23 protein-coding genes are annotated in these 26603 nt (G+C 69.4%); 12 read left to right on the forward strand and 11 right to left on the reverse strand.

From position 1 onward, the window contains the following. Window positions 1–38 precede the first annotated feature (38 nt). The 5 genes from J7357_RS13455 to J7357_RS13475 all read left to right on the forward strand — a co-directional run bounded on the left by J7357_RS13455 (window position 39) and on the right by J7357_RS13475 (window position 5069). The gene (locus J7357_RS13455) at window positions 39–953 is read left to right on the forward strand and encodes a trypsin-like serine protease (protein ID WP_209247168.1); all 915 of its coding nucleotides are present in this window, start codon (window positions 39–41) and stop codon (window positions 951–953) included. Window positions 954–1300: 347 nt separating this feature from the next. Next, a complete protein-coding gene (locus J7357_RS13460) occupies window positions 1301–2194 on the forward strand; it encodes a TauD/TfdA family dioxygenase (RefSeq protein ID WP_209247170.1) in 894 nt (297 codons plus the stop codon). Between the two features lie 70 nt (window positions 2195–2264). Continuing rightward, the gene (locus J7357_RS13465; RefSeq protein WP_244667504.1) at window positions 2265–3323 is read left to right on the forward strand and encodes an ABC transporter substrate-binding protein; all 1059 of its coding nucleotides are present in this window, start codon (window positions 2265–2267) and stop codon (window positions 3321–3323) included. A 1-nt stretch (window position 3324) separates the two neighbouring features. Continuing rightward, a complete protein-coding gene (locus tag J7357_RS13470; RefSeq protein ID WP_209247172.1) occupies window positions 3325–4203 on the forward strand; it encodes an ABC transporter ATP-binding protein in 879 nt (292 codons plus the stop codon). Continuing rightward, complete coding sequence (locus J7357_RS13475; RefSeq protein WP_209247174.1) at window positions 4200–5069, forward strand: ABC transporter permease; 870 nt, start codon at window positions 4200–4202, stop codon at window positions 5067–5069. The genes J7357_RS13470 and J7357_RS13475 overlap by 4 nt, the downstream gene beginning before the upstream one ends. A 128-nt stretch (window positions 5070–5197) precedes the next feature. Here the strand turns inward: J7357_RS13475 and J7357_RS13480 are convergent, their stop codons facing one another. From J7357_RS13480 to J7357_RS13500, 5 genes are all read right to left on the reverse strand, one after another. Beyond that, window positions 5198–6136 carry a DUF6607 family protein gene (locus J7357_RS13480; protein ID WP_209247176.1) on the reverse strand — a complete coding sequence of 313 codons (939 nt, stop codon included), beginning with the start codon at window positions 6134–6136 and terminating at the stop codon, window positions 5198–5200. A gap of 50 nt (window positions 6137–6186) precedes the next feature. Further along, on the reverse strand, window positions 6187–6774 hold the full coding sequence (locus J7357_RS13485; RefSeq protein WP_209247178.1) for a Hemin transport protein: 588 nt from the start codon (window positions 6772–6774) through the stop codon (window positions 6187–6189). 6 nt (window positions 6775–6780) lie between these two features. Then, on the reverse strand, window positions 6781–9009 hold the full coding sequence (locus tag J7357_RS13490; RefSeq protein ID WP_209247180.1) for a TonB-dependent hemoglobin/transferrin/lactoferrin family receptor: 2229 nt from the start codon (window positions 9007–9009) through the stop codon (window positions 6781–6783). Between the two features lie 174 nt (window positions 9010–9183). Further along, the gene (locus J7357_RS13495) at window positions 9184–9384 is read right to left on the reverse strand and encodes a hemin uptake protein HemP (protein WP_017907561.1); all 201 of its coding nucleotides are present in this window, start codon (window positions 9382–9384) and stop codon (window positions 9184–9186) included. A 188-nt stretch (window positions 9385–9572) separates the two neighbouring features. Next, window positions 9573–10544 carry an aldo/keto reductase gene (locus tag J7357_RS13500; RefSeq protein WP_209247182.1) on the reverse strand — a complete coding sequence of 324 codons (972 nt, stop codon included), beginning with the start codon at window positions 10542–10544 and terminating at the stop codon, window positions 9573–9575. A 214-nt stretch (window positions 10545–10758) separates the two neighbouring features. Here J7357_RS13500 and J7357_RS13505 point away from each other — a divergent pair, with 214 nt between their 5' ends. From J7357_RS13505 to J7357_RS13525, 5 genes are all read left to right on the forward strand, one after another. After that, on the forward strand, window positions 10759–12057 hold the full coding sequence (locus J7357_RS13505) for a nucleoside transporter C-terminal domain-containing protein (protein ID WP_010342192.1): 1299 nt from the start codon (window positions 10759–10761) through the stop codon (window positions 12055–12057). 66 nt (window positions 12058–12123) lie between these two features. Further along, window positions 12124–13077, forward strand: a complete 954-nt coding sequence (locus J7357_RS13510; RefSeq protein WP_209247185.1) for a ribokinase — start codon at window positions 12124–12126, stop codon at window positions 13075–13077. Between the two features lie 95 nt (window positions 13078–13172). Then, complete coding sequence (locus J7357_RS13515) at window positions 13173–13778, forward strand: DUF4893 domain-containing protein (protein ID WP_209247187.1); 606 nt, start codon at window positions 13173–13175, stop codon at window positions 13776–13778. Window positions 13779–13833: 55 nt separating this feature from the next. Continuing rightward, the gene (gene dusB, locus J7357_RS13520) at window positions 13834–14832 is read left to right on the forward strand and encodes a tRNA dihydrouridine synthase DusB (RefSeq protein ID WP_209247189.1); all 999 of its coding nucleotides are present in this window, start codon (window positions 13834–13836) and stop codon (window positions 14830–14832) included. A gap of 23 nt (window positions 14833–14855) precedes the next feature. Beyond that, on the forward strand, window positions 14856–15683 hold the full coding sequence (locus tag J7357_RS13525) for a class I SAM-dependent methyltransferase (protein WP_209247191.1): 828 nt from the start codon (window positions 14856–14858) through the stop codon (window positions 15681–15683). A 246-nt stretch (window positions 15684–15929) separates the two neighbouring features. Here J7357_RS13525 and J7357_RS13530 read toward each other — a convergent pair whose 3' ends face one another. The 3 genes from J7357_RS13530 to J7357_RS13540 form a co-directional block, all read right to left on the reverse strand. After that, window positions 15930–16529 (reverse strand): hypothetical protein, encoded by a 600-nt coding sequence (locus J7357_RS13530; RefSeq protein WP_209247193.1) that lies wholly within the window; start codon window positions 16527–16529, stop codon window positions 15930–15932. 414 nt (window positions 16530–16943) lie between these two features. Continuing rightward, on the reverse strand, window positions 16944–18017 hold the full coding sequence (locus J7357_RS13535; RefSeq protein WP_209247195.1) for a metal-dependent hydrolase: 1074 nt from the start codon (window positions 18015–18017) through the stop codon (window positions 16944–16946). Between the two features lie 314 nt (window positions 18018–18331). Then, the gene (locus J7357_RS13540) at window positions 18332–18985 is read right to left on the reverse strand and encodes a hypothetical protein (RefSeq protein WP_209247196.1); all 654 of its coding nucleotides are present in this window, start codon (window positions 18983–18985) and stop codon (window positions 18332–18334) included. A gap of 363 nt (window positions 18986–19348) precedes the next feature. Here J7357_RS13540 and J7357_RS13545 point away from each other — a divergent pair, with 363 nt between their 5' ends. Beyond that, on the forward strand, window positions 19349–19735 hold the full coding sequence (locus J7357_RS13545) for a hypothetical protein (RefSeq protein ID WP_209247198.1): 387 nt from the start codon (window positions 19349–19351) through the stop codon (window positions 19733–19735). A 66-nt stretch (window positions 19736–19801) separates the two neighbouring features. Here J7357_RS13545 and J7357_RS13550 read toward each other — a convergent pair whose 3' ends face one another. The 3 genes from J7357_RS13550 to J7357_RS13560 all read right to left on the reverse strand — a co-directional run bounded on the left by J7357_RS13550 (window position 19802) and on the right by J7357_RS13560 (window position 24918). After that, on the reverse strand, window positions 19802–21859 hold the full coding sequence (locus J7357_RS13550) for a tetratricopeptide repeat protein (RefSeq protein WP_209247200.1): 2058 nt from the start codon (window positions 21857–21859) through the stop codon (window positions 19802–19804). Between the two features lie 528 nt (window positions 21860–22387). Continuing rightward, window positions 22388–23206: a UDP-2,3-diacylglucosamine diphosphatase gene (locus J7357_RS13555; protein WP_010342186.1), complete on the reverse strand. Its 819-nt coding sequence runs from the start codon at window positions 23204–23206 to the stop codon at window positions 22388–22390. Next, the gene (locus J7357_RS13560; RefSeq protein ID WP_209247202.1) at window positions 23203–24918 is read right to left on the reverse strand and encodes a lysophospholipid acyltransferase family protein; all 1716 of its coding nucleotides are present in this window, start codon (window positions 24916–24918) and stop codon (window positions 23203–23205) included. Before J7357_RS13560 ends, J7357_RS13555 begins: the two co-directional genes overlap by 4 nt. A gap of 206 nt (window positions 24919–25124) precedes the next feature. Between J7357_RS13560 and metK the strand changes: the two genes are divergently transcribed. Beyond that, window positions 25125–26336 carry a methionine adenosyltransferase gene (metK, locus tag J7357_RS13565; protein ID WP_010342184.1) on the forward strand — a complete coding sequence of 404 codons (1212 nt, stop codon included), beginning with the start codon at window positions 25125–25127 and terminating at the stop codon, window positions 26334–26336. Window positions 26337–26603 lie beyond the last annotated feature (267 nt).

The raw sequence follows: 26603 nt of genomic DNA on the forward strand, positions 1-26603 counted from the left end.
TCATGGGTAAGATCGCGGTGCATCGAAAGGAGTACCGCATGAAGTGGATTGTCGCCTGTTGTCTGTTGGCCCTCTCCACCGCGGCTGGCGCCGTGGTGGTCAGGGCGGATGTGGAAGAAACGCGCTACCGGATTCCGGCAACGGCATTCCCGGCGCTGGTCGACCTGCCCGGCGAAGGCCACGGCGTGCTGATCGCGCCCGAGTGGGTGGTCACTGCCGCGCATGCGGCACCGATGCAGATGCCGGGCATGGACCAGGACGTATCCATCGGCGGCGTGGCGTACAGGATCAGGCGGGTGGTCGTCCATCCCGGCTACCGCAAGCTGCCCGACGCGCTGGTGAAGGAGGCACTGACGACGCACGACTTCTCCAAACTCTATGCGGCGCTCGGCGCGTCCGACGATATCGCGCTGATCGAGTTGGCTGCACCGGTGCCAGGGGTGGCACCGGTCGCGCTGTACCGCGGCGACGAGGAGGTGGGCATGACCGCCGAGCTGATCGGCAAGGGCGCCACCGGCGACGGCAGCAAGGGCCAGGACCCACACGGCGCGCACCGCGGCGTGCTGCGCCATGCCTTCAACACGATCGTCGGCGCCGACCCTCGCTACGTTTGGTATCGCTTCGATCCGCCGGCGTCTGCCCTGCCGCTGGAAGGCATCACCGGCAGCGGCGACAGTGGCGGCCCCTTGCTGATTGGGGAGGGCGACGCGCGGCAACTGATCGGACTGGCATCGTGGGGCAACTATCCGCCGGACCATCCGTTCTGGAAGACCTGGACCGCGAATGGTTCGTTCGTGCAGGGCCTTTACGGCCAGATCGTGCACGCCGTGCGCGTGTCCCGCTATCTGCCATGGATCCAACAGGTGATATCCGCTGCCACGGACGACGCGTCGCCGATCGCGACGCCACAAGCGCTGGCGGCGTCCGGGCAAATGCAGGTTACGGCTCCCTGATCTTCGGGAGGCCGACTGGGATCTTCACCGAGTCCGTACCCGCCGCATCCTGCGCACGCCGCCGGCGCTGGCCTTGCGCGAGAACTGAGCGCACGGCGGCCCGGCACACCGCACCGCTGCAAGACGTGGGCGTCGCCCACGCATGCTTGCAACGATCGGCGGCGCGCACCGCCGCCGGGGATCGACAGACCACTACGAATCCCGAATCCCGGCACCAAGCATATGCCGGTTGCGTATAAGCACCATCCGAATCGTTGCTTCGGCGCGCGCCGGACGCGGCCTACAGTGGGAATGGACGCCGCATGCCGGAGCCGCGGCGTCGCATCCTTCGCAGACGAGGCCGCCGCATGGCACGCGCATCCATCGCAACACGGCCGGCCGCCGCCGCGCCGACGGTCCGCATCGAACCGTTCGCCGCGCCGCTGGGCGCGCAGGTGCTGGGACTGGACCTGACCCAGCCGCTGGACGCCAGCACGTTCGCGCTGCTGCATCGCGCACACCTGCACTACCACGTGCTCGTGTTCCGCGACCAGCGCATCACCCCGGCGCAGCAGGTCGCCTTCAGCCGCCGCTTCGGCCCGCTGCAGATCCATGTGTTGCGCCAGTTCCAGCTGCGCGATCACCCGGAAGTGCTGGTGGTGTCCAACATCAAGGAGCATGGCCAGCCGATCGGGCTGGGCGATGCCGGCCACTACTGGCATTCGGACCTGTCGTACAAGCCGACCCCGAGCCTGGGCTCGATGCTGCTGGCGCAGGAGTTGCCGGTCGAGGGCGGCGATACCTTGTTCGCCAACCAGCACCTGGCCTGGGACACGCTGCCGCTTGAGCTGCAACGCGCGGTCGACGGGCGCCTGGCCGAGCACAGCTACCTGGCCAAGTACGAGGACCTGCGCAAGCGCAATCCGTGGCGGCCGCCGCTGACCCAGGCGCAGATCGACGAGGTGCCGCCGGTGCGCCATCCGATCGTGCGCACCCATCCGGAGACCGGGCGCCGCGCGCTGTTCGTCAGCGAACACTTCACCACCCGCATCGTCGGCCTGCCGCAGGACGAAAGCGATGCGCTGCTGCAGGCGCTGTTCGCGCACAGCAGCGCCGATGCGCTGGTCTACCGGCACCGCTGGCAGCCGCACGACATGGTGTTCTGGGACAACCGCTCGGTCACCCACCTGGCCGGCGGCACTCCGGATCACCTGCGCCGACGCCTGCACCGCACCACCATCGAGGGCGACGTGCCGTTCTGAGCCACGCCCCTGCACGCGGCGCATCCGCCGCTATCCGACCGCGCAGTCCCCTCCCCCACTGGAACGACGCATGACCGCTTCCGATTCGCTCGCTCTCCTGCCCACCGCGCCGCCCGCCGCCGCGCCGCGGCGACTGCGCTGGTTCGCCACCGCACTGCTCGCCGTCGCGCTGTTGCACACCCAGCCTGCGCAGGCCGAAGGCCGGCTGCGCATCGCCAAGCAGTACGGCATCGTCTACCTGCTGCTCGATGTGGCGCAGGAGCAGAAGCTGATCGAGAAGCACGGCAAGGCCGCCGGCATCGACATCGCGGTGGAGACCGTGCAGTTGTCCGGCGGTGCGGCCGCCAACGATGCGCTGCTGTCCGGGTCGATCGACGTGGCCGGTGCCGGCGTCGGCCCGCTGTTCACCCTGTGGGACCGCACGCGCGGCCGCCAGAACGTGCGCGGCGTGGCCTCGCTGGGCAATTTCCCGTACTACCTGATCAGCAACGATCCGCGGATCAAGACCCTGGACGATTTCGGCCCGCGCGACCGCATCGCGGTGCCGGCGGTCGGCGTGTCGGTGCAGTCGCGCCTGCTGCAGCATGCCTCGGCGCAGCGCTGGGGCGAGCGCGCCTACAACCGGCTGGACGCGCAGCAGGTGGCCTTGCCGCATCCCGACGCTGCCGCGGCGATCATCCGCGGCGGCACCGAGATCACCGCGCACTTCGCCAGCCCGCCGTTCCAGGAGCAGGAACTGGCGCGCAACCCGAAGGCGCACATCGTGCTCGATTCGTACGCGATCGAAGGCGGCCCGACCTCGGCCACGGTGCTGTACGCCACCGAGAAGTTCCGCCGCGACAATCCCAAGACCTACCAGGCCTTCGTCGCCGCGCTGGCCGAGGCGGCGGTCTTCGTGCAGCACCAGCCGGAACAGGCGGCGGACCTGTTCGTGCGCCGCAATGGCGGCAAGATCGACCGCGCGCTGGTGCTGCGCATCCTCAAGGACCCGAAGGTGCAGTTCAAGACCGCGCCGCAGAACACGCTCAAGCTCGGCCAGTTCCTGTCCCGGATCGGCGCGATCAGGCAGGCGCCGGCCTCGGTCAAGGAGTATTTCTTCGACAGCGCGCAAGTCGCCGGAGGCAGTTGAGATGAACCCCTTCGCCTTGACGCCGGCGCCGTTGCTGCAGCTCGAGCGGGTCAGCCTGGACTACGCCAGCGGGCCGCGCGTGGTCCGCGCCACCCACCAGGTCAGCTTCGACGTGTACGCCGCCGACCGGCTGGTGCTGCTCGGCCCGTCGGGTTGCGGCAAGTCGACCCTGCTCAAGGCCATCGCCGGTTTCGTCGCGCCCAGCGAAGGACAGATCCGCCTGGATGGGCAGGTGCTGCGCGCGCCGGGACCGGACCGGGTGGTGGTGTTCCAGGAATTCGACCAGTTGGCGCCGTGGAAGACGGTCCGCCAGAACGTGGCCTTCGGCCTGCGTGCGGCGCGCAAACTGGGGCGGCGCGAAGCGGCCGAGCGCGCCGATCATTTCCTGCACAAGGTCGGGCTGTCGGCGTTCGCCGACGCCTATCCGCACACCTTGTCCGGCGGCATGAAGCAGCGCGTGGCGATCGCGCGGGCGCTGGCCATGCAACCGCGCGTGCTGCTGATGGACGAGCCGTTCGCCGCGCTCGACGCGCTGACCCGCCAGCGCATGCAGGCGGAGGTACTGGAGTTGTGGGACGAGGCCCGCTTCACCCTGGTGTTCGTGACCCACTCGATCGAGGAGGCCTTGCTGGTCGGCAGCCGCATCGTGCTGCTGTCGGCGCATCCGGGCCAGGTGCGCGCCGAACTCAACAGCCATGGCTTCGGCCCCGCCAGCGTCGGCAGCCCGGCGTTCCAGCACGCCGCGCAGCGCATCCATCGGCTGCTGTTCGATGCGCCGGGCGCCGCTGGCGTCGGCGACGACACCGAGGGGACGGCGACGGCCGCCAGCAACGTGGCGCCATTGCGTCGGCGCGTCGGCGTGCGCGAGGCCGCGCCGTGAGCGCCGCCGCACCGCTGCGGCCGCCGATCCGCGCCGAATACGAAAACCCGGTCGTGCCCTACACCGCGACCGTACCGGCGGCCGTGGCGCGGCGGCGGCAGGTCCCGGACTGGCTGCGCCAGGCGCTGGTGCTGGTCGCGCTGGCGGCACTGTGGGAAGCGGTGGCGCGCTGGCTCGGCGACGACCTGTTGCTGCCGAGCTTCCTGCAGACCGCGCATGCCTTCGCCGACGGGATATGGACGGGCGAATTGCTGGGCCGGGTCGGCGCCTCGCTGCGCATGCTCGCGCAAGGCTATGCGCTCGGTGTGGCACTGGCCTTCGGCCTGACCGCGCTGGCGGTCTCGACCCGGATCGGCCGCGACCTGCTGGGCACGCTGACGGCGATGTTCAATCCGTTGCCGGCGATCGCCCTGCTGCCGCTGGCCCTGCTGTGGTTCGGGCTTGGCAATGGCAGCCTGGTGTTCGTGCTGGTGCACGCGGTGCTGTGGCCGCTGGCGCTGAACACCTACGCCGGTTTCCAGGGCGTGCCGGAGACGCTGCGCATGGCCGCGCGCAACTATGGGCTGCACGGCCTGCGCTACGTGGTCGCGATCCTGGTGCCGGCGGCGCTGCCGGCGATCCTGTCCGGCCTGAAGATCGCCTGGGCGTTCGCCTGGCGCACACTGATCGCCGCCGAACTGGTGTTCGGTGCCACCTCCGGCCAGGGCGGCCTGGGCTGGTACATCTTCCAGAATCGCAACGAGCTCTACACCGACCGCGTCTTCGCCGGCCTGGCGATGGTGATCCTGCTCGGCCTGGTGGTGGAAGGCGCCGGGTTCCGTGTGCTGGAACGGCTTACCGTGCGCCGCTGGGGCATGCAGCGCTGAACGGCGCGGGCGTCGTCGCCAGCACGGGTTCGCGCCGGTCACGAGCGCACGCCCACAGGTAAAACGCAAAAGGGGAAGGCGCCATCCCGGCCGCCTTCCCCACCCTGGCTGTGTCGCCGGCGCTGGCCTCAGCGCGCGGCCGGTGCCGGCTCCGCCCATTGCGCGAACACCGCATCGAGCTGCGCATCGCTGACCGGCTTGCCCTGTTGCACCGCCTCGGCCTGGCCGAACAGCGGCACGATGATCGCCATGCCATCGACCTTGGTCTTCAGGTGCACGCCCGGCGGCTTGCCGAGCAGGCCGTCCCAGCGCGCACGCACCCTGGCCCAGTAGCCCTGGGTGGCCTTCCAGTAGGCGTAGGCCGGAGCGAAATCGACGGTCGTGGTCCTGACGTAGTCATTGAAGCCGAACTCGCGCGCGATGGCCTGCTGGCTGCCGTCGGGCTTGCGCAGCACCTTGGTGTTGAACTGCTCGTGGGTCCAGCCGGCCGGGGTCAGCGTGTGCCGGTTGATCACCGCCAGCGCGTTGTAGTCGCTGCGCTTGGTGTACTCACGGCGCGGCAACGGGCGCCAGCTCAGGTCGCTGGTCCAGGTCGGATGGCCATCGGCGTAGTCCCAGCGCCCGGTGCCGCAGTAGCGCGGCGCGTCGCTGACCTCGTACACGCACTGGGTCCAGGCGCCGCGGGTGGCCGCGGCGTCGAGCGGGCGCACCTGCCAGGTCTGGTCGGCACTGAACGCGAAACGCTGCGGCGCCTCGTAGATCCAGTCCTGGCGCCAGTGCTTGGTCACGTGGCCGCTCTTGGGTTCCACCAGCAGATGCTGCAGCACCACCTTGCGCGGGCTGTCCTCGACCACGATCACCACTTCGTCGCCGCCGCTGCGCATTGGCGCGGCGCGCGTGTAGCCGGGTTGCAGCAGCACGGTCTCGTCGAAGGCGAACGCCACCGTGTACTCGCCCTGCATCGCCAGGATGCTGGCGCGGTCACGGGCCGGATCGGCGTCCGCGGCGTGGACGGGAAGACTGCCGGCAAGCAGCAGGGCGCAGAACAGGGGCGGGGCTTTCATCATCGAGAGGTGTGGTCGTTGTTGATGGGAAACGGGGAAGCGCGATCGGCCGCTCACAACCGCAGCAGCGGCCATGGCCGCTCGGGATCGGGATGCGGCGCAGTGCGACCGGCGCGAGCGCAACAGCAATCGTCGACCAGCACGTCGCCCTCGGCCGCCTCCAGGCGCGCGATGCGCCGGGCGATGCTGGCGCCGAGCGGCGACACGCCGGCCACGCTGGCCGCCAGCACGCCATCGGCCGCGTGCAGGCGCAGCGCCCTTGCGTGCCAGCCGTCGCCGCGCAGGCGACCGGCCACGCGCCGCCACAGTCGTTCGGCGACACCGCCGTCGGCGGCGTCCTGTGCCGCGGGCAACGCCGACAACAGCGTGTCCCAGGCGACGAAATCGCTGTCGGGCAGCAGGTACAGGCGCCAGCAGCATTGCTGCTGCCGGTCGTAGAAGCGCAGGCTCTCCAGCACGCCGTCGCTGTCCACGTCCAGGTGCGCGGCCACGCTGCAGGCGTGGCGCCAGCCGATCAGTTCGGCGCCGGTGTGCGCGCGGTACAGACACAACACAGTGCCCAGCGCGGCCAGTTGCGCCGGGCGCGGCAGCGGCGCGGCGATCCGCTCCGGGCCGGTACGCGCTGGCGCGGCCATGCGCATGTGCGGCTACCAATCCAGCGCCAGGCTGACCGAGACGTTGCGCCCGGCACCGGTATAGCGGTCGAGCACGGCGCTGCTGGCCAGGGTCGCGCCAGGCAGCATGTTCCAGTCGATATAGCGACGGTCGGCCAGGTTGAACACGCCGACGTCGAGCCGTGCGCCTTCGGTGAAGTGCCAGTGCGCGAGCAGATCCAGCGTCGCGTAGCCGGCCGGCGTGTAGTAGGTCGGCAGTTCCGGCCGGCGCTTCTTCGCCACCGCGGTGGCGACCAGTTGCGTGCCCCAGGTGCTGCGGTCGTAGCCCAGGCCGAGCACGCCACGCAGCGGATCCACCGAATTGAGCGGGGTGCCGTCGGTGCGGTTGTCGCCGCGCGCATAGGCCGCGCTGGCCTGCAGCGACCAGCCGGCCCAGCGCGCATCGAGTGCGCCGAAGTCGATGCCGGCCTTGGCTTCCACGCCGCGGATGGTGACCCTGTCCACGTTGCGCGACTGATACAGCATCAGGCCGTCGGCGTTGAAGCCGACGAAGCGGTAGGACTCGATGAAGTCGCGATAGGCGTTGCGGTACGCGCTCAGGCCGGCGTAGACGGCCGGACCGGCGTAGCGCACGCCCAACTCCGCGCCACGGCTGGTCTCCGGTTTCAGGTCGGGATTGGCGATCGCGGTGTAACCGATGAGCAGGTTGGTGAAGCCGATATTGACGTCGTTGTAGGGCGGCGCGCGGAAGCCGTGCGCATAGTTGGCGTACAGCGACCAGGCATCGTCCAGGCGCCAGATCGCGCCGAGCTTGGGCGAGACGTTGCGGTCGCTGATCTTCTTCGCCGCCACGCCGGGATTGTCGGTGGCGAAGATCGCATCGACCTGCGGCGACAGCCGGTAGTAGTCGGCACGCAGCGCCGGGATCAAACTGAAGCGTCCGCCAGCCAGCGCGATCTCGTCCTGCAGGTAGGCGCCGGCCTTGAGCGTCTCGGTGATCGGGAAATCACGGACCGGGAAGGTCTCCATGCCCACGGTCTTGCTGATCGCCCCGGTGCGCAGATTCAGCGTGTGGCCGTCGCGCTTCTCGTGGGTGTCGGTGTGCGACAGGTCGATGCCGTAGCTGAAGTCGTGCACGACGCTGCCTTGCTCCACCCGCTTGTGCAGGTTGGCCTGCAGCCCGTACAGGCGCTGGTCGAAGTCGTGCTCCATGTGCCGCAGGGTGCCGTTGCTGCGGCGTTCGTCGGTGCGTTGCAGGCTCTGGCTGTCCTGGCGGTACAGTTGCCACCGCAGGTCGTCGGCGAGCAGCGTATCGAGCTGGTCCACCTCGTGTGCCAGCGACACGCGGGCGCGGGTCTGATGGTCGCGGCCGCGCTGCGACAGGATGCTGGCGGTGACGTTGCTCAGCGCATCGATGCGCGAATAGTCCTCGTTGCCCTCGACGGTCAGCTTGAAGCGCTGGTTGGCGCTGGGCGCGTAGACCAGCTTGCTGAGCAGGCTGCGGCCGTCGCTGCTGAGCGGATTGGGCGCGGTGCGGGCGGCGCCGACGCTGCGGTTGTCGCCCTGGGTCTCGCTTTCCTGGCCCTGGCGATGGCTGACCGCGGCCATGCCGCTCCAGCGGTCGCCGCCGAAGGCGACCAGCGCGCCGGCGAACAGGCCCTTCCATTCGCTCTCGTAGCCGAACTTCAGGCCGACGTAGCTGTCCTTGCCCGGCGCCAGGTAGTCGGCCGGGTCCTTGGTGACATAGGCGACCACGCCGCCCAACGCATCGGAGCCGTACAGCGCGCTGGCCGGGCCGCGCACGATCTCCACGCGCTTGAGCGTGTCCATGTCGACGAAATTGCGGTTGGCGTTGAGGTAGCTGCCGAAGCTGAAGCTGTCCGAGACCGGGATGCCGTCGGTCTGGATCAGCACGCGGTTGCCGTCCAGGCCACGGATGCGGATGCCGGAGATGCCGCTGAAGCGGCCGCTGTTGCCGGTGGCGGACACGCCGGGCGTGTAGCGCAGCAGGTCCTTCAGGTCGTGGACCAATGCGCGATCCATCTGTTCGCGGTCGATCACATCGACGCTGCCAGGCACGTCGACGATGGCGCGCTGGGTACGGGTAGCGGTGACCTGCAGGCGATCGAAGTCGCGGACGGCGGACGCCCCACTGGCGTCGGCGTCAGCGTTGGAGGAAGAGGGTGCGGATGCGGGAGCGGCATGTGCGCCGGCGGCCAGGGCCAGCCACAGCGCGCCGGTCAACGGAGCGGTACGGAACATGGGGAGCATCGGTGGTCGCGTAAGACCCTCGACCGGCACGGCGCGGGGTCCGCGCCTGGCCGAGGGGGAGAGAAGGATCGCGACTGCGAGGCGGCCGCGGCCGACGCGCAGGGGCGGCGGCCAGGTGGCAGCAGGTCGAGCGGGGAGCCGGCCGCGCGCGGCGGCCGGACGGCGTTACTTGGTCAGGATCAGCTTGTCGTTGCTGGTGTGGCGCAGGCGATAGACGCGGTCGCCGTGCTGGATCAGCACTTCGCGGCGGCCCTTGAGCAGCGCCTGGCTGCTGATGGTTTCTTCTGCCGGCACGGCGCGCGGCACGGTGCGCTCGCGCAGGCTCAGGGTCTCGGGGTGACGCAACAGCACGGGTTGAGCGGTCATGGTCGAACTCCATCCACGGGGTGCATCGAGATGATAATGATTCTCAATACTTAATCAAGACCCATTCTCGCCCGATTCGATTCGCAGTCCTGATCGAAATTGCGCCCACGAAAGATTCCGAAGATCGCAATGCCTTCACCGCTCGCTGGCGCGCCGCCGCTGCATCGCGGCGGCGCGCGCACACATCGTCAGCGCACGGCGGCTTCGACCCGCTCCCACCATGCCGCGTCGTCGCGCGCGGCCAATTCCAGCGCGGCCAGGTTCTCCAGCAACTGCGCGACCCGGCTGGCGCCGAGGATCACCGTGGAGACGTGCGGATTGCGCAGGCACCAGGCGATCGCCAGCGGCGCCGGCGCCACGCCCTCGGCCGCGGCCAGCGCGGTGAAGGCACGCGCGCGCTCGATGCGGCGCTGCGCCGGCGGCCCGATCACCTCCTGCTGCAGCCAGGCATTGCGCTCCTGGCCCAGCCGCGAGGCCGGATCGATGCCGTCGTTGTACTTGCCGGTGAGCAGGCCCGAGGCCAGCGGCGACCAGATGGTCGTGCCCAGGCCCAGTTCGGCGTACAGCGGCGCGTACTCCTGCTCCACGCGCTCGCGATGCAGCAGGTTGTACTGCGGCTGCTCCATCGATGGCCCATGCAGGCCCAGCGCACGCGCCACCTGCGCCGCCTCGCGGATGCGCTCGGCCGGCCACTCGGAGGTGCCCCAGTACAGCACCTTGCCCTGGCGGATCAGCGCGTCCATCGCGCGCACGGTTTCCTCCACCGGCGTGTCCGGATCGGGGCGATGGCAGTAGTACAGATCCAGATAGTCCACCCGCAAGCGCTTGAGCGCGGCATGGCAGGCGTCGGTGACGTGCTTGCGCGAGAGCCCGCGCTGGGTCGGGCGCGGCGACTCGACGGCGCCGAAGTAGACCTTGCTGGACACGCAGAACCCGTCGCGCGGCAGCCGCAGGTCGGCGATCACGTCGCCCATCACCTGCTCGGCGCGGCCGTGCGCATAGACCTCGGCGTTATCGAAGAAGTTGATGCCGTGGTCCCAGGCGGCGGCGATCAGGTTGCGCGCTTCGTCGCGGCCGGTCTGCCCGCCGAAGTTGATCCAGGCGCCGAACGACAGCGCCGACAGTTGCAGCCCGGTGGCACCGAGGCGACGGTAATGCATGGCAACTCCTCCTGCTGAACAAACCCGCGGCACGGCCGGGGCGGCCGCACAGTGTAGCGGCGGCGCCCGACATCGCCCTGCCAACAGCAGGGCGCCCCGCTCTTGCGGATCCCCAATCCCAAATCCCCAATCCCCCGACTGAACACCGCTCGCCTTGCCGGCCGTCACCCCCTGCACTAGGCTTCCCGTCTTTGGTCGGGGACCGGGGACGCAGATGGTCGAGGGATTGGGAAGGATCGGCTTCGGCCTGTTCGGGTTGGCGGTGTTGATCGGGATCACCTGGCTGTTCTCCAACAACCGCCGCGCGGTGGACTGGAAGCTGGTCGCGACCGGCCTGGTCCTGCAGATCGGCTTCGCCTCGCTGGTGCTGCTGGTTCCCGGCGGCCGCGAAGTGTTCGACTGGCTCGGCCAGGTGTTCGTGAAGGTGCTGAGCTTCGTCAACGAAGGCTCCAGCTTCATCTTCGGCAGCCTGCTCGACACCAAGACCTACGGCTTCATCTTCGCCTTCCAGGTGCTGCCGACCATCATCTTCTTCTCCGCGCTGATGGGCGTGCTGTACCACCTGGGGGTGATGCAGGCGGTGGTGCGGGTGATGGCCTGGGCGATCACCAAGGTGATGCGCGTGTCCGGCGCCGAGACCACCAGCGTCTGCGCCAGCGTATTCATCGGCCAGACCGAGGCGCCGCTGACGGTGCGCCCGTACATCCCGCGCATGACCGAATCCGAACTGCTGACGATGATGATCGGCGGCATGGCGCACATCGCCGGCGGCGTGCTGGCGGCCTACGTGGGCATGCTCGGCGGCGGCGACCCGGCGCAGCAGGCGTTCTACGCCAAGCATCTGCTGGCGGCCAGCATCATGGCCGCGCCGGCGACGCTGGTGGTGGCCAAGCTGCTGATCCCGGAAACCGGCACGCCGCTGACCCGCGGCACGGTCAAGATGGAAGTGGAGAAGACCACCAGCAACGTGATCGACGCCGCTGCCGCCGGCGCCGGCGACGGCCTGCGCCTGGCGCTGAACATCGGCGCGATGCTGCTGGCGTTCATCGCGCTGATCGCGCTGGTCAATGCGCCGCTGACCTGGATCGGCGATGTCACCGGCCTGGCCGGCGTCATCGGCCGCCCGACCAACCTGTCCACCATCTTCGGCTACGTGCTGGCGCCGGTGGCCTGGGTGATCGGCACGCCGTGGCCGGATGCGACCACCGTCGGTTCGCTGATCGGCCAGAAGGTGGTCATCAACGAGTTCGTCGCGTATACCGAGCTGTCGCGTATCGTCCAGGGTCAGGTGCCGGGCGTGAGCCTGAGCGCGGAGGGCCGGCTGGTCGCCACCTATGCGCTGTGCGGCTTCGCCAACTTCAGCTCGATCGCGATCCAGATCGGCGGCATCGGCGGCCTGGCCCCGGAGCGCCGCCACGACCTGGCCCGCTTCGGCCTGCGTGCGGTGCTGGGCGGTTCGATCGCCACCTTCATGACCGCGACCATCGCCGGGGTGCTGTCGCACTTCGCCTGATCCGGCCGCAGCACCCGCTCCACCGTTTTTCCTTTTTCAGTTCCAGTCGAGAAGCAGTACATGCCTATGAGTTCGGTCATCGTCGTCGGTTCGTTCAATGTCGACCATGTGTGGCGGTGCGAGAATCTGCCCGCACCGGGGGCGACCATCGCCGGCCGCTACAGCACCGGCCCAGGCGGCAAGGGCTTCAACCAGGCGGTGGCGGCGGCGCGTGCCGGCGCGCGCACCAGCTTCGTCTGCGCGCTCGGCGACGATGCCGGCGGCGCGATGGCGCGCGGCCTGGCCGCGCAGGACGGCATCACCCTGGTGGCCGAGGCCAGCAGCGAGCCGACCGGCACCGGCGGCATCTATGTCGACGGCCATGGCCGCAACACCATCGTCATCGGCGCCGGCGCCAACGCGGCGCTGAGCCTGGACTTCGTGCAGGCGCAGCGCCCGCTGCTGGGCTCGGCGCGGGTGCTGCTGGCGCAGCTGGAATCGCCGATCGAGACCATCGAGGGCACCCTCGCCCTCGCCCGCGAGGCCGGCCTGACCACCGTGCTCAACGCCGCACCGGCCAATGCGCAGACCAGCATCGGCCTGCTCAAGCTGGCCGACGTGCTGACCCCCAACGAAACCGAGTTCGCCGCGCTGCTGGCGCGCCATGTCGGCGTGCGCGTGGACGCCGACGACGTCGCCGCCACCGATGGCGGCAGCCTGCACGCGCTGTGCCGCAAGCTGCTGCCGGGCGGCACCGTGGTGGTGACGCTGGGCGCGGTCGGCGCGTTCATCTCGCACCCCGAGGAACGCCTGCTCGGCGACACCCAGCCCTATTACCGGATCGGCGCCGAAACCGCGCACACGGTGGACACCACCGGCGCCGGCGATGCCTTCAACGGCGCCCTGGTGGCGTCGCTGGCGCAATCGCCGAACGCCGCGTTCGCCACCCATGTGCGCTTCGCCAATCACTATGCGGCGCGCTCCACCGAGGCCGAAGGCGCGGCGGCATCGATGCCGCGGCTGACTCCCGAGGCCGGCTGAGCGATCGGCGCGACGGCCCCGGCCGTCGCCGTTGCCTGCCATCACCCCACCAACGCCGGCGCTGCGCCGGCCACGCATCCGACAAGGAGTTGCCGATGCCCCGCCGTTCCGTCATCCCGTTCGCCGCGCTATGCGCGTTGCTGCTCCCGCTGTCCGCTACCGCGGCATCGCGCTGCGACTGGAACAGCCTGGCCGCCGACGCCGATCGCGCCGCGGTGACCGTCTCTGCCGACCGCCTGCAGCAGGTGATCGCGGCGCATTACGACGATGCCGAGCAGGAAAAGGGCGCGGCGCTGGCGCGGACCCTGCTGCAGCGCGCACAGACGCCGCAGGCGCCCGGCACGCTGGAAGGCCGCTGGAAGGTGCGCTCGATCCAGGTCGACCCGCACTTCGCCTACGCCTATCCCTACTTCAAGGCCGAGGTCCGCCGCGATCCCTGCGGCTACCACCTGAGCAAGACCAGCGGCTCGCAGCGGCGCAGCGGCACGCTGTATCCGCTGTCCGCCGGCAGCCGCGAACTGGCCTTCCTCGGTGCCAGCACGGTCAACGACGAGCCGGAAGCGGCGTACGCGCCCGGCCATGTCTCCGACGGCACGCATGGCAACAGCGTCGGCCGCCTGGTCGCGCTGGGCCCGAACGAACTGCTGCTGATCCTGGACGGCAAGGACAACGGCTTCGAGCTGTACCAACTGATGCGCTGACGGCCGTGCGGGACCGCCCGGCCCGCCAGCGCATGCGCCCCGCTACACTACGCGCATGCGCATCGGCCCCTACACGATCGAACCGAAGGTGATCCTGGCACCGATGGCCGGGGTCACCGACAAGCCGTTCCGGCTGCTGTGCAAGCGCCTGGGCGCCGGCCTGGCGGTGTCGGAGATGACCATTTCCGATCCGCGCTTCTGGCAGACCCGCAAGTCGCTGCAGCGCATGGATCATGCTGGCGAGCCGGACCCGGTCAGCGTGCAGATCGCCGGCACCGAACCGCAGCAACTGGCCGAGGCCGCGCGCTACAACGCCGACCATGGCGCGCAACTGATCGACATCAACATGGGCTGCCCGGCGAAGAAGGTGTGCAACGCCTGGGCAGGTTCGGCGCTGATGCGCGACGAGGCGCTGGTGGCGCGCATCCTCACGGCGGTGGTGAAGGCCTCACCGGTGCCGGTGACGCTGAAGATCCGCACCGGCTGGGACTGCGACCACCGCAACGGCCCGGTCATCGCGCGCATCGCCGAAGACTGCGGCATCGCCGCGCTGGCGGTGCACGGGCGCACCCGCGACCAGCACTACAGCGGCCAGGCCGAATACGCCACCATCGCCCAGATCAAGGCGATGCTGCACATCCCGGTGATCGCCAACGGCGACATCGACTCCCCGCAGAAAGCGGCGCAGGTGCTGGCCGCGACCGGCGCCGATGCGGTGATGGTCGGGCGCGCGGCGCAAGGCCGGCCATGGATCTTCGGCGAGATCGCGCACTACCTGGCCACTGGCGAACTCCTGCCCGCGCCGTCGCTGGCGTTCGTGCGCGACACCCTGCTCGGCCACCTGCAGGCCCTGCACGATTTCTACGGCGAGGCGCAGGGCGTGCGTATCGCCCGCAAGCACCTGGGCTGGTACGCCAAGGATCGGCCCGAGAACGCCGCGTTCCGCGCCGTGGTCAACCGCGCCGAGAGCGCGCAGGCGCAACTGGCGCTGACCGCCGACTACTTCGACGCGCTGATCGCCGGCGTGCCACCGGCCTTGTCCGCCGCCGCCTGACGTCTTCTCCCTGGAGCACCGCCATGCGCTCGTCTCCCGACACCCCGACCTACCTGCACGGCTATTCCGACACCGAGCAGGCGCGCCTGCTGAAACAGGCGCGCCTGCTCGAAGCCACCCTGTTCAACCAGATCGACTACACCGGCGCGCGGCGCCTGCTCGAAGTGGGCAGCGGCGTCGGTGCGCAGACCGAAGTGCTGCTGCGGCGTTTCCCGGAGCTGCACGTCACCGGCATCGACCTGAGCGAGGCGCAACTGCAGGCCGCGCGCGAGAACCTGCAGCGCATGCCCTGGTGCCAGGACCGCTACATGCTGCAGCAGGCCGATGCCGGCGACCTGCCGTTCCAGCCGCGCAGCTTCGATGCGGCGTTCCTGTGCTGGGTGCTGGAGCACGTACCGTCGCCGTCGCGGGTACTCAGCGAAGTGCGGCGCGTGCTGGCGCCGGGATCGCCGGTGTACGTGACCGAGGTGATGAACGCCTCGTTCCTGCTGCATCCGTACTCGCCGAACGTGTGGCGCTACTGGATGGCGTTCAACGACTTCCAGTACGACCATGGCGGCGACCCGTTCGTCGGCGCCAAGCTCGGCAACCTGCTGCTGGCTGGCGGCTATCGCGACGTCAGCACGCAGATCAAGACCCTGCACCTGGACAACCGCGAACCGGCGCGGCGCAAGACCATGATCGGGTTCTGGGAAGAACTGCTGCTGTCGGCGGCCGAACGGCTGCTGCAGGCCGGCGCGGTGGATGCGGAGACCGTGGCCGGCATGCGCCGGGAAATGGCGCAGGTGCAGAGCGACCCGGACGCGGTGTTCTTCTATTCGTTCGTGCAGGCGCACGCGACGGTGTATTGAGCGGCGTTGACGGCGGTGCTGGTGAAGCCTGCGTATCGAGCGGCGATCGCGACGTTGCCGGGCGAAGCCACGTTTGCTGGCGATGCGGGACGGCTTGGCTCAGTCTCCCCCAGAAGCCCGGATCAACGCGACGCCTGCACACCCGACTAGTGGCAACATGGCCCGCATTCTCTTTTTGATGAAAAGGCGTCCCCATTGGGAACGCCTTTCCTTATCTGCACTACCTGAAGCAGCTTAGGGGAGGCACTATTGGTAGGCGTAGAGCGGGAAATATCCCTGTGAAGCAAGTACATGAAACGCTGCGCGCGAGGTGGCAGCACTCAACTCGCCGTCATGAAACACAAAGTAGCCGACTGCATCGCACGCTGAGACCAACAACCAGCCCTGGTTCGGGTCCGGAGACGCAGCGTATTTCGCCGTGGTGCCGGCCGCGAATTTGGACCAGTAGCGCGCGGAGTGTCTGAGCACGCTCAGCCCGCCCAGCACCAGCGCGCCGTTCTTCGACTTGGGATCGAGCCGTGCGATGCCTTCCCGTTCCAATTCCTCGAATTGCAACGCCGCCGCGTCCAGGCTCCCGGCGTTCTGCACGATCTGGTCCATGCGCACGATGAACGAGAACTCGTAGGCACTGAGCGCCTGGCGTAGCCCGGCCAGGCTCTCGGTCATCGGCCGGGTCGGATCGATCGCATCGATCATGGGCTTGCGCGTGGCGATGAAGCGCTCCAGCGGCATGCCGGGATCGTAGCCGCACTTCTCGACCAGGACAGCGAGGTCCTCGTCGGGCGAGGCCTTGGTATCCATCAGGCAGCCGAGGTACATGTTGTGCTTGATGCCAGCCTGGTCCATCGGGTTCTCGGCCGCTAGCGCGGGGGCGGCGCCAAAAGTACTGCCGATCAGGAGCGCGGCAGCCGCGCCAAAAAAGCGTTTTGTTCATGAACATTCTCATGCAATAGATGGGAAGAGGATGGCCTAGGTCTCCAGACGTTCTTGAGCGGGGACACCTGCGAGGCGACCACCGCCGCATCGGCACACGGCGCGATGCGACGGTTTCAGGCTAGGCGGGTCTGCGGCGACGCACGAGGGCAAAATCGGGTCGCGGCGGGAACGAACCGGGTCGAATTGGCGAACTGGGCATCACCGCTGCAGTGCGGAGACGCGGCCCTGGCCTGCAGCAGGCGCTCCATGATCGAAGAATTAATGCTTGCGCCGATTCGTTCCCCAATGAGGGCGCGCCATGCCTCGGTCGATTGTGTGCCGCGCTCAACGCGCCGCTGTCGGCACCTGCGCACCGACCGGCACGGGCGACGCCGGTTCGACCCAGATCCGTTGCCACATCCGCACCAGCGCTGCGCGAATCTGCCCACGTGCCACCGGCGCCCGGTACGCCGCCTGCAGCTGCCGCGGCGGAATCGCCTCCCAGCCATTGCCCTGCTGGCGCGCCACAGCGAAATTGAAGTTGTAGTCCGGCTCCAGGCCCATGCGCAGATCGCTGAGCACCAGTTCGCCGTCCTTGACCTGCGCGCGCATGAAGCCGCGGTTGAACCAGCTCAATCGCTGCACCGCCGGCAGCTCGCGCACCTGCGCCAGCGCCTGGGTGTTGGAGGGATAGCCCTGGAAGCGCATCGGCCCGCGATCGGCGACCAGCGAACGCTCGCCGATCACGTAGCCGCTCGGGGTCATCGCCACCACCCGCCACAGCAGCGTGTTGAACGGCATCGGCACCGAGAAGCGCGGCGCCTGCGCCAGGCCCATCGCCGCCAGCGCACGGTCGGCCTCGCGGTCGACCAGATGCTTCGACAGCAGCGACCAGCCCAGGTAGGCGCTGCTCAGCAGCAACCCGGCCAGCAAGGCCTGCTGCGCCACGCGGCGCGCGCGGGCGAACCAGGCAATGACGCAGGCCAGCAGCAGCCACAGCGTGTAGGCGGGATCGATGATGAACACGCTCGACCAGATCGTCGGCGATGGCGGCAGCGGCCACCACAGCTGGGTGCCATAGACGGTGAACGCATCCAGCAGCGGATGGGTGATCAGCGCCAGTTGGATCGCCCAGAACCAGCGGCGTGGCGCCTCGGCGACCCGCCCATGGCCGAAGCGGCGGAACAGCCACCAGATCAGCCAGCCGAGCGGCGGCAGCACGAACAGCGAATGGCTGACGCTGCGATGCACCGTCATCAACGTGACGGGATCGCGGGTCAGCGGCAGAAGGATCAGCGAATCGAGGTCGGGCAAGGTGCCAAGCGCGGCACCCGCAAGCAGAGCCGCGCGCCGATGCGCAGCCGGCGCGATGACGGCGGCAATGGCACCGCCGAGGACGATCTGAGTAAGGGAATCCATCGGCCGATGCTAGCAGCGATGCGGCGCGAGGCGCGCCGCCGCGGTAGCGTTCGTCGTGACAGTCCGCTGGCTTCCCTAGAGATCGTTGGCACGCCAATTCGCGGAAGCATCGACCGTGGCACGCTGTCGCGTGGCGTGCGTCAGCAGCCAGTGCCGCGGCTGAAACCACTCCTGCAAAGCTCGCACACCGTGTCGGGCCGGATGGTTGCCGGGTAAGGCAGGCACCATCCACATACGCCCGACAACGCCGCACAGGCAAGGCGCCCCTTCCGGGACGCCTTGCCATTTTCCTGTACGCCGCTGGGATCAACCGCTCACTTGAACCAGCCGTGGACGACGTTGGAGACGGTCGCCGCCGTGCCGATATTGTGCGAGGCGAGATAGCCGACCACGTCCGAACCGATGGTGGCCAGCCATTTCCAGAACCCCTTCTTCGCGGTGGCGCCAGCCGGGGACTCCCCCTGCTCTGCCGCATACTTGGACCAATACTGAGTGGAGTGCCTGGCCACGCTCAGTCCACCCAGGATCAGCGCACCATTCTGCGATTTCGGATCGAGCCGCGCGATGGCCTCCCGCTCCAGTTCCTCGAACTGCACCGCCGCCGCGTCCAGGTCCTCGGCGTTCTGCACGATCTGGTCCATCCGCTCGATGAACGAGTATTCGTAGGCACTGAGCTGCTGGCGCAGCCCGGCCAGGTTCTCGGTCATCGGCCGGGTCGGGTCGACCGCGTCGACGATGGGCTGCTGCGTGGCGACGAAGCGTTCCAGCGGCACGCCGGGGGCGTAGCCGCACTTCTTGACCAGCAGGGTCAGCGCGTCTTCGGCCGTGGCATTCAGGTCCATCAGGCAGCCCAGGTACATGTTGTGCTGGATGCCGGCCTGGTCGACCGGATTTTCGGCCGCCAGCGCAGGGGCGCCGACGACACTGCCCGCCAGCAGGGCGGTTGCGACAAGGAACTTCTTCTTCATGAGCGTTCTCTCGCTATATGGAAGTGACTGGAGATGGCTGGGGTGCGTGGATCGCCCCCGGGGGATGGCCACCGCCGCATCGGCAGACGCTGCGATCCGGCGATTCCAGGCTAGGCAGCGCGTCGGCGCGGCACTAGGGCGAAGCCGGGCTGCCCATGGAATGAACCGGGTCGGATTGGCGAAGCTCGGATGCGAGCACCACCTGCCGTGGATGCGCGATTCCGCGTCGCGGCGCGATGCCGCCATCGAAGAATCAATGCGTTAGCCTGATTTATTCCCGGTCTATACCCGCGGATGCGCTGGTATCGGCCGCAGCGACGCTCGTAGGCTGCGGGCTCTCCTTCTGCGCGTTGCGAGGTTCCCATGCCCACCCACCGTTCCCTCTTCCATGCCGTCCTCGTCGCGGTGCTGCTTGTCCTGCCCCTGGCCGCCCACGGCCACGACACCCTGCCGCCGGACTGGTGCCTGGAGCAGGACCAGGAACCGGAGGTGGTGGTGAAGTTCGATTTCGACGGCGCGCAGTTGCGGCAGACCATGGACAAGTGCGGCGTGGTCGACAGCCACGAGCCGTACACGAATACGCTGAACACCATCGCCGCCTACTGCGAGGTGGTAGCACCGTCGCGATCGGCCAAGCCCATCGTGCTCGGCCCGACGACCTTCCTGGCCCGCGACCACCACAGCAGCTACCGCATGGAACACGGCTTGAAGGGCGCCTGCGTGGTCTGCCCGGCCAAGCGCGGGCGCTGACGTGCCATGCAGGCGCGCGCGCCGCTCAGCGCGGCCGACAATCGCCAGCAGGGATGCCAGGCGCGCTCAGCCGAGCGCGTCCCGGCGGGTATAGGCCAGCACGGTGTCGATCCTGTACTGCAGCGCGGCGCGCGCTTCTGCCGAGATTCCTTCACAGTGCGCGAGCACGAAGTAGGCCGAGCGCAGCACGTCCCGCCAGCGCGGGTTGCTGGGCAATTTGGAGACCGCCAGGTAGCGCTCCATCGCCCGCGCACGCAGGCGGCCGTCGTCGATGTTCACGCGCCAGATCCGGCTGCGCTCGGCCAACTCCAGCCGTCCGGTCGCCGTGGCGCGCTCCCAAGTGTCGATGACCGCCAGCATCAAGTCGACCAGCGCGCGTCGGAAGGCATCGCGCAACGCAGGTGCGGCGGCCGCCTCTTGCGTATGCTCGGCCTGCGCGGTGTCCGAGGCCGCGCCACTGTCGCGCTCCTGCAGGGCGAGCACGACCAGGCCGTCGCCGCCCTGCCAGGGCGCGAGGGTGGCGGCGAGCGGCGTACCGTGTCGCGCCACGACCTCAAGGCGCTGCGCGGCGCTGTCCTCCATCCGCTCCAGCGCCGCCTGCAAGGCCGGGCGGTCGCCCTCGGCAACGCAGGCGAACACCGCCTGTCCCACCGGTTCGGCATCGTCCGCGCCGCCCAGCAGCAGGCGGCCGGCACGATTGGTGGCCAGCACCTGGCCTTCGGCATTGAGCAGGCACAACGCATCCTCGCGGCTGTCGAGCAGGGTCTGCAGCAGGCTGCGATCCTCGGCCAGCGCATCGGCCTCGCGCCGATAGCGCGCGAGCTGCTCCTCGTGGCGGACCTGCTGCGCGGCCTGCAACACGCGCTCGCGCTGCCGGCGACGCTGCAACCACAGCCACACGCCGAGCACGGCGGCGACGCCGGACACCAGCGCCAGCCAAAGCAACAGCGTGCGCTGGCGCAGCTGGACCTGGCGCAGGCGGTTTTCGCTCTGCAGGGCGTCGATGGTGCGTTGCTTTTCGACGGTGTCGAAGCGGACCCGCAGCCAGTCCAGTTGGCGATCGTGCTGCGCGCGTACCAGTGCGGCGGCTTCCGTGTTGGCACGCCGCAGCGTGGCGATGGCCGCGCCCGTGTCGCCACTGCCTTCCTGCAGCCGTGCCAGTTCTTCCAGCAACGGTACCCGCACCGGATCGCCACCGGCGGCCGCCGCCAGCGCCACGCGCAAGCGTGCCGCGGCGGCGGCGGCATTGCCTTCGAGCCGGGCCGTCCGCGCCAGTTGCAGTTGCAACGCCGACGGCAGCGGCAGCGCCCACGCTTCGGCCAGGGCCAGCGCGCTGGAACTCCAGCGCTGTGCCTGCGCCACGTCGCCGAGCGCCAGCGCTGCGCGGATCAGGCCGTCATGCACCCGCAGTTCGTACACCCGGCGGCCCTGCGCGCGATACACGGCCAGGGCCTCCTGCAACCAGGCCAGCGCCTGCGCCGTGTCGCCGCTGTCGAGCGCGAGCTCGGCCATGGTTTCCTGCACGTGCGCGGCCTCGATGGCATCGCCCTGCGCACGGTTGGCGGCCAGCGCATCGCGGTAGTAGCGCATCGCGGTGTCGGATTCGCGCAGTTCGCGATACACGTCGGCGATATTGGTGAGCACGGACGCCGCTGCCGCACCGTGCGCGCGCTGCAGATCCAGGCTCAGCGTCAGGTTGCGCAAGGCGCCGCGGAAATCGCCGAGCCGGCGCAGCGCCGCACCGACATTGTTCAGATCGCGCGCCTCGCCCGCGCGGTCGTGCAGCGAGCGGGACAGCATGACCGCGCACTCGAAGCGCGCCAGCGCCTGCGGCAGGCGTTCGCGGCGGAAATCGAGGATGCCGCGGCGGCGGGTGAGCTCGTAGCGCAAGCGGGTAGCGTCGGCATCGCCGATGTTGGCCGCGGCGCAGTCCAGCGTCTGTTCGGCAGCGTCGAGGCGACCGCCGTCGAGCTGCTCCTTGGCACGCGCGAACAATGCTTCGACCCGCGCATCGCCCGCCGTATGCGGCGTCGACACGCCCGCCTGCTGCACGCACAGCAGCGGATCGGGAAGCGGACGCGGCGCCGCCGGCTCCGCGCAGCCATAGACCGTGTTCTGCGCCATCGAGGCCGCACTCGCCGCGAGCAGGACGCCCAGGCACGCCAAGCGCAGGCATGTCCGCGGTCGCGCGCCAGGCGCCGTGACATGCGCCTGCACGCGATCGCCGGAAACGGCGGGCCAGGCCAAGTCGCGCCACATCCCCATGGATCTGCGCGACCGGCCGCACGACGCCTTCCCTGGTTTCACGATCTCCACAACTCCAGAACTGATCGGGATGCGACGCACGCGCGCCGCCGCATCATGGATCAGCGCAAGGCCTGGGCGCGAACGTGGATTGCTGCCCGGGCATGCCGCGCCGACGCATCGCAGTAGACCCGATGCCACGGCGGTGATGCACACCACACACGGCCATCGTGGAATGACGGTCACACCGGGTTCTACGCATCCGTCCAGTGCAGGGGCGTGGGCGCCACGACCGGGGCGATCGCGACAGGGACCACGGCACGGCGCGCAGGCGCGGCAGCAGTCGAACGCACCAATCTCCCAGTCAGGTGCCAGGCGGTGCAGCGCCGCCTGGCGCGATCGTCCGGCTCAGGCCGCACGCGGCCAGGCGTTCTCCTGCACCAGCCGCAGGCGCGGCGGCAGTTCGCGCAGCACCTCGCCGCGGTGCGAGAGCAGGCGCAGCGTGCCGTCGGCCTCCTCGGCGAGCGCGGTGAGGTTTTCCACCCAGTCGCCGTCGTTGGCGTAGACCAGGCCGTCGCGTTCGAACAGCCCGGCGCGGTGCACGTGGCCGCAGATCACCCCATCCAGGCCGCGACGGCGCGCGTCGTCCAGGCCGGCGGCGACGAAGCGCTCGATGTAGCGCTCGGCCGCGCTGCTCTGCCGCTTCAGGTAGTCGGCCAGCGACCAGTAGCGCATGCCCAGGCGGCGGCGCACGCGGTTGGTCAGTTGGTTGCCGGTGAGGATGCGGTAGTACAGCCAGTCGCCGAACTTCTCCTGCAGGCCGCCGAACTGGGTCACGCTGTCGTAGTCGTCGCCGTGCACCACCAGCAGGCGGCGTCCGTCGGCGGTGGCGTGCACCGCGCGCCGGCGCACCTGCATGGCCGGCAGTGCGAGTCCGCAGAAGCGGCGGATCGGCCGGTCGTGGTTGCCCGGCACGTAGATCAGTTCGGTGCCGCCGCGGGCCAGCGCGTGCAGCGCATCGACCACGCGCTGGTGCGCGGCGCCCCACACCGCGCGGCGCTGGGCCATCCACCAGAAGTCGACGATGTCGCCGACCAGGTACAACTGGTCGCAGTGCAGGCCGCCGAGGAAGTCGGCCAGTTCGCGCGCATGGCAATGCGGCGCGCCCAGGTGCACATCGGAGACGAACACCGCGCGGCGCGGCGCCAGGCTGTTGAGCGGACTCATGCCACCACCTCTGCTTCGTTGCGGGGACGTTCGAGGTAGCGCGCGCGCTTCTTGCTGCGGATGCGCTGCAGATCCAGCTCGATCAGTCCGTCGACGGCGTCGTTGAACGCGGGGTCCACGCCGAAGGCGAGGAAGCGCGCACCGCCGGGCTCGCACAGATAGGTGTACTGCTTGTAGAGCATCGGTACCGCCGCGCCCAGCGCGTCGAGGTTGCCCTTGAGCACCTTGAAGGCGGTGTCGGCGTCGAGTTCGTCGAACGCCGGCGGCGCTTCCGGATACGGGAACGGTCGCGCCGAGGCGGCTTCGCCGCTGGCATCGCCGTAGTAGCGCGCGTAGTAGGCCACGATCTGCTCGCGCGCTTCGTACGGCAGCGCGGCGCTGATCGACACCGCGCCGAACAGATAGCGCACCTGCGGATGGTCCTGCAGATAGGCGCCGATGCCCTGCCACAGGTAATCGATGCTGCGGCTGCCCCAGTAGTCGGGCACCACGAAGCTGCGGCCCAGCTCCATGCCCGCGGCGATGCGCGGCAACATGGCCTCGCCGTAGCGGAACAGCTCGGCGGTGTAGAAACCGGCCAGGCCGCGTTCGGCCAGCACCGGTGCGCCGCGGGCGACGCGGTAGGCGCCGACCACGCGGGTGGCGGCGCCGTCCCACAGCACGATGTGTTCGTACCAGGTGTCGTAGTCGTCCAGGTCCAGGCGCCGCCCGGTGCCCTCGCCCACCGCGCGGAAAGTGAGCTCGCGCAGGCGGCCGATCTCGCGCAGCAGCGCCGAACCGGCACGCAGCCGGCCGACGCGGATCTGCTTGCCGTCAAGCGTGTGGCCGAGGCTGCGCAGGCCGGCCACTTCGGTGGCCAGTTGCGCCGGGTCCTCGGCGGCGACCAGCGCTTCCTCGCTCGGCGCGGCCTGCCCACCGCTGCGGCCGAGCGCATACAGCTCGCTGCGCAGTCGCCGCATCAGTTCGGCTTCGGGCAGGTCCTGTGGCAGCGCGCGGGCGCGGCCCAGGCTCAGCGCGATGCGGCGCTCGCGGCGGGCGAACATCTCCCGCGCCAGCAGCGCGGTGCCGGCCGGCTTGAACAGCGCCGAGGCGCCATAGAACAGTGCCGAGTTGCGCGCATGGATGCGCACCGGCAACACCGGCGCGGCGGTGCGCAGGGCGAAGCGCAGGAAGCCGCGGCGCCAGCGCCCGTCGGCCACACCGCCCCAGCCCAGCCGCGAGACCTCGCCGGCCGGGAACACGATCACACATTGCTCCTGGGCCAGCGCCTGCTCGATCGCCCGCACGCTGGCCGGCGACGGCGCGCCGCCGAGGATGCGCACCGGCAGCAGCAGGTCGCGCAGGCCTTCCAGCGCCCACAGGAAATCGTTGGCGACGATCTTCACGTCGCGCCGAACCTGGCCCACGCAGTCCAGCAGGGCCAGCGCATCCAGCGCGCCGGAGGGATGGTTGGCGACGATCAGCAGGCGCCCGCGCGCCGGAATGCGTTCGGCCGCGGTCGGTGCGACCACGTAGCGGGCCTGCAGGAAATCCAGTCCGGCCTGGACCAGGGCGAACCCGCGCAGGTCGCGGTTGGCCTCCAGGAACGCGTCCAGCGCGTCCAGTCCCGACCATTTCTGCAGACCGCGCAGCAATGGCCGGACCAGCCGCGAGCGGCGTCCGGCAAACCAGTGTGGGTAGCGGTCCTGAAGACGGCGTTCGAGTGCGAGCACGGCAAGCCCCCTTGCTGACTGCGCACAGCTTCGGCCGCGGCGGCGACACCGATCTTGCAATCTGGCTACGGCAAGGTGACGGACGCACCGTGGCGCGCCAACCGGTTAACCTTGGGCAACGTCCGCCCCGGGCATCATGCACGCCGCCCGGCGCCCGTGTATCATTCGCCTCCATCTTTTCATCCGAATACAAGGATATAGCCGCGATGTCCAGCTATCTCTTCACCTCCGAGTCGGTCTCCGAAGGCCACCCGGACAAGATCGCCGATCAGATCTCCGATGCGGTGCTCGACGCGATCCTGACCCAGGACAAGCGCGCGCGCGTGGCCTGCGAAACGCTGGTCAAGACCGGCGTGGCGATCGTCGCCGGCGAAATCACCACCAGCGCCTGGATCGACCTGGAAGCGCTGACCCGCAAGGTGATCCTGGACATCGGCTACAACAGCTCCGACGTCGGCTTCGACGGCGAGACCTGCGGCGTGCTCAACCTGATCGGCAAGCAGTCGCCGGACATCAACCAGGGTGTGGACCGCAAGAAGCCGGAAGAACAGGGCGCTGGCGACCAGGGCCTGATGTTCGGCTACGCCACCCGCGAGACCGACAGCTTCATGCCGGCCGCCATCCACCTGTCGCACCGCCTGGTCGAACAGCAGGCCAAGGTGCGCAAGAAGAAGAACTCGCCGCTGGCGTGGCTGCGCCCGGACGCCAAGAGCCAGGTCACCCTGCGCTACGAAGACGGCGTGGCGACCGCGATCGACGCGGTGGTGCTGTCCACCCAGCACGATCCGGACATCAAGCAGAAGCACCTGGTCGAAGCCGTGCGCGAGGAAATCCTCAAGCCGGTGCTGCCGGCCAAGTGGCTGCACAAGGGCACCAAGTTCCACATCAACCCGACCGGCAAGTTCGTGATCGGCGGGCCGGTGGGCGACTGCGGCCTGACCGGGCGCAAGATCATCGTCGACACCTACGGCGGCTGGGCGCGCCACGGCGGCGGCGCGTTCTCCGGCAAGGATCCGTCCAAGGTCGACCGCTCGGCCGCTTACGCCGCGCGCTACGTCGCAAAGAACGTCGTCGCCGCCGGCCTGGCCGACCGCTGCGAAGTGCAGGTGTCCTACGCCATCGGCGTGGCCGAGCCGACCTCGATCTCGGTCACCACCTTCGGCACCGGCAAGATCGCCGACGACAAGATCGAGAAGCTGATCCGCAAGCATTTCGACCTGCGTCCGTTCGGCATCATCCAGATGCTCGACCTGATCCACCCGATGTACCAGCAGACCGCCTCGTACGGCCATTTCGGCCGCACCCCGAAGGCCTTCACCTACACCGACGGCACCGGCGCCCAGCACCAGGCCACCGCGTTCTCGTGGGAGAAGACCGACCGCGCCGAGGCGCTGCGCGCGGATGCCAAGCTGAAGTAAGCCGGCCTGCCGCGCTTGCAAGAAAGAACGGGCCGCATTGCGGCCCGTTCTGCGTTTGGGGGATGGGTGGTGCTGAACCGTCGACACAGACGCTGTCGCGGGATGCGCCGTCGTGGCTGGGCGTTACGACGAAGGCCCGTCGCGGCTGAAGCCGCTCCTACAGGATCAGCGGCGCATCGCTGTCGCCGCGAGCAAAGGACACGGCGTCGCACTGCCGGCAATGCGTCATCCATCCACGCGTCGGCACGCCGTCCGTCGTAGGAGCGG

Origin of the sequence: Xanthomonas sp. D-109 (assembly GCF_017746095.1) — a bacterium.
Taxonomy (GTDB): Bacteria; Pseudomonadota; Gammaproteobacteria; order Xanthomonadales; family Xanthomonadaceae; genus Xanthomonas_A; species Xanthomonas_A sacchari.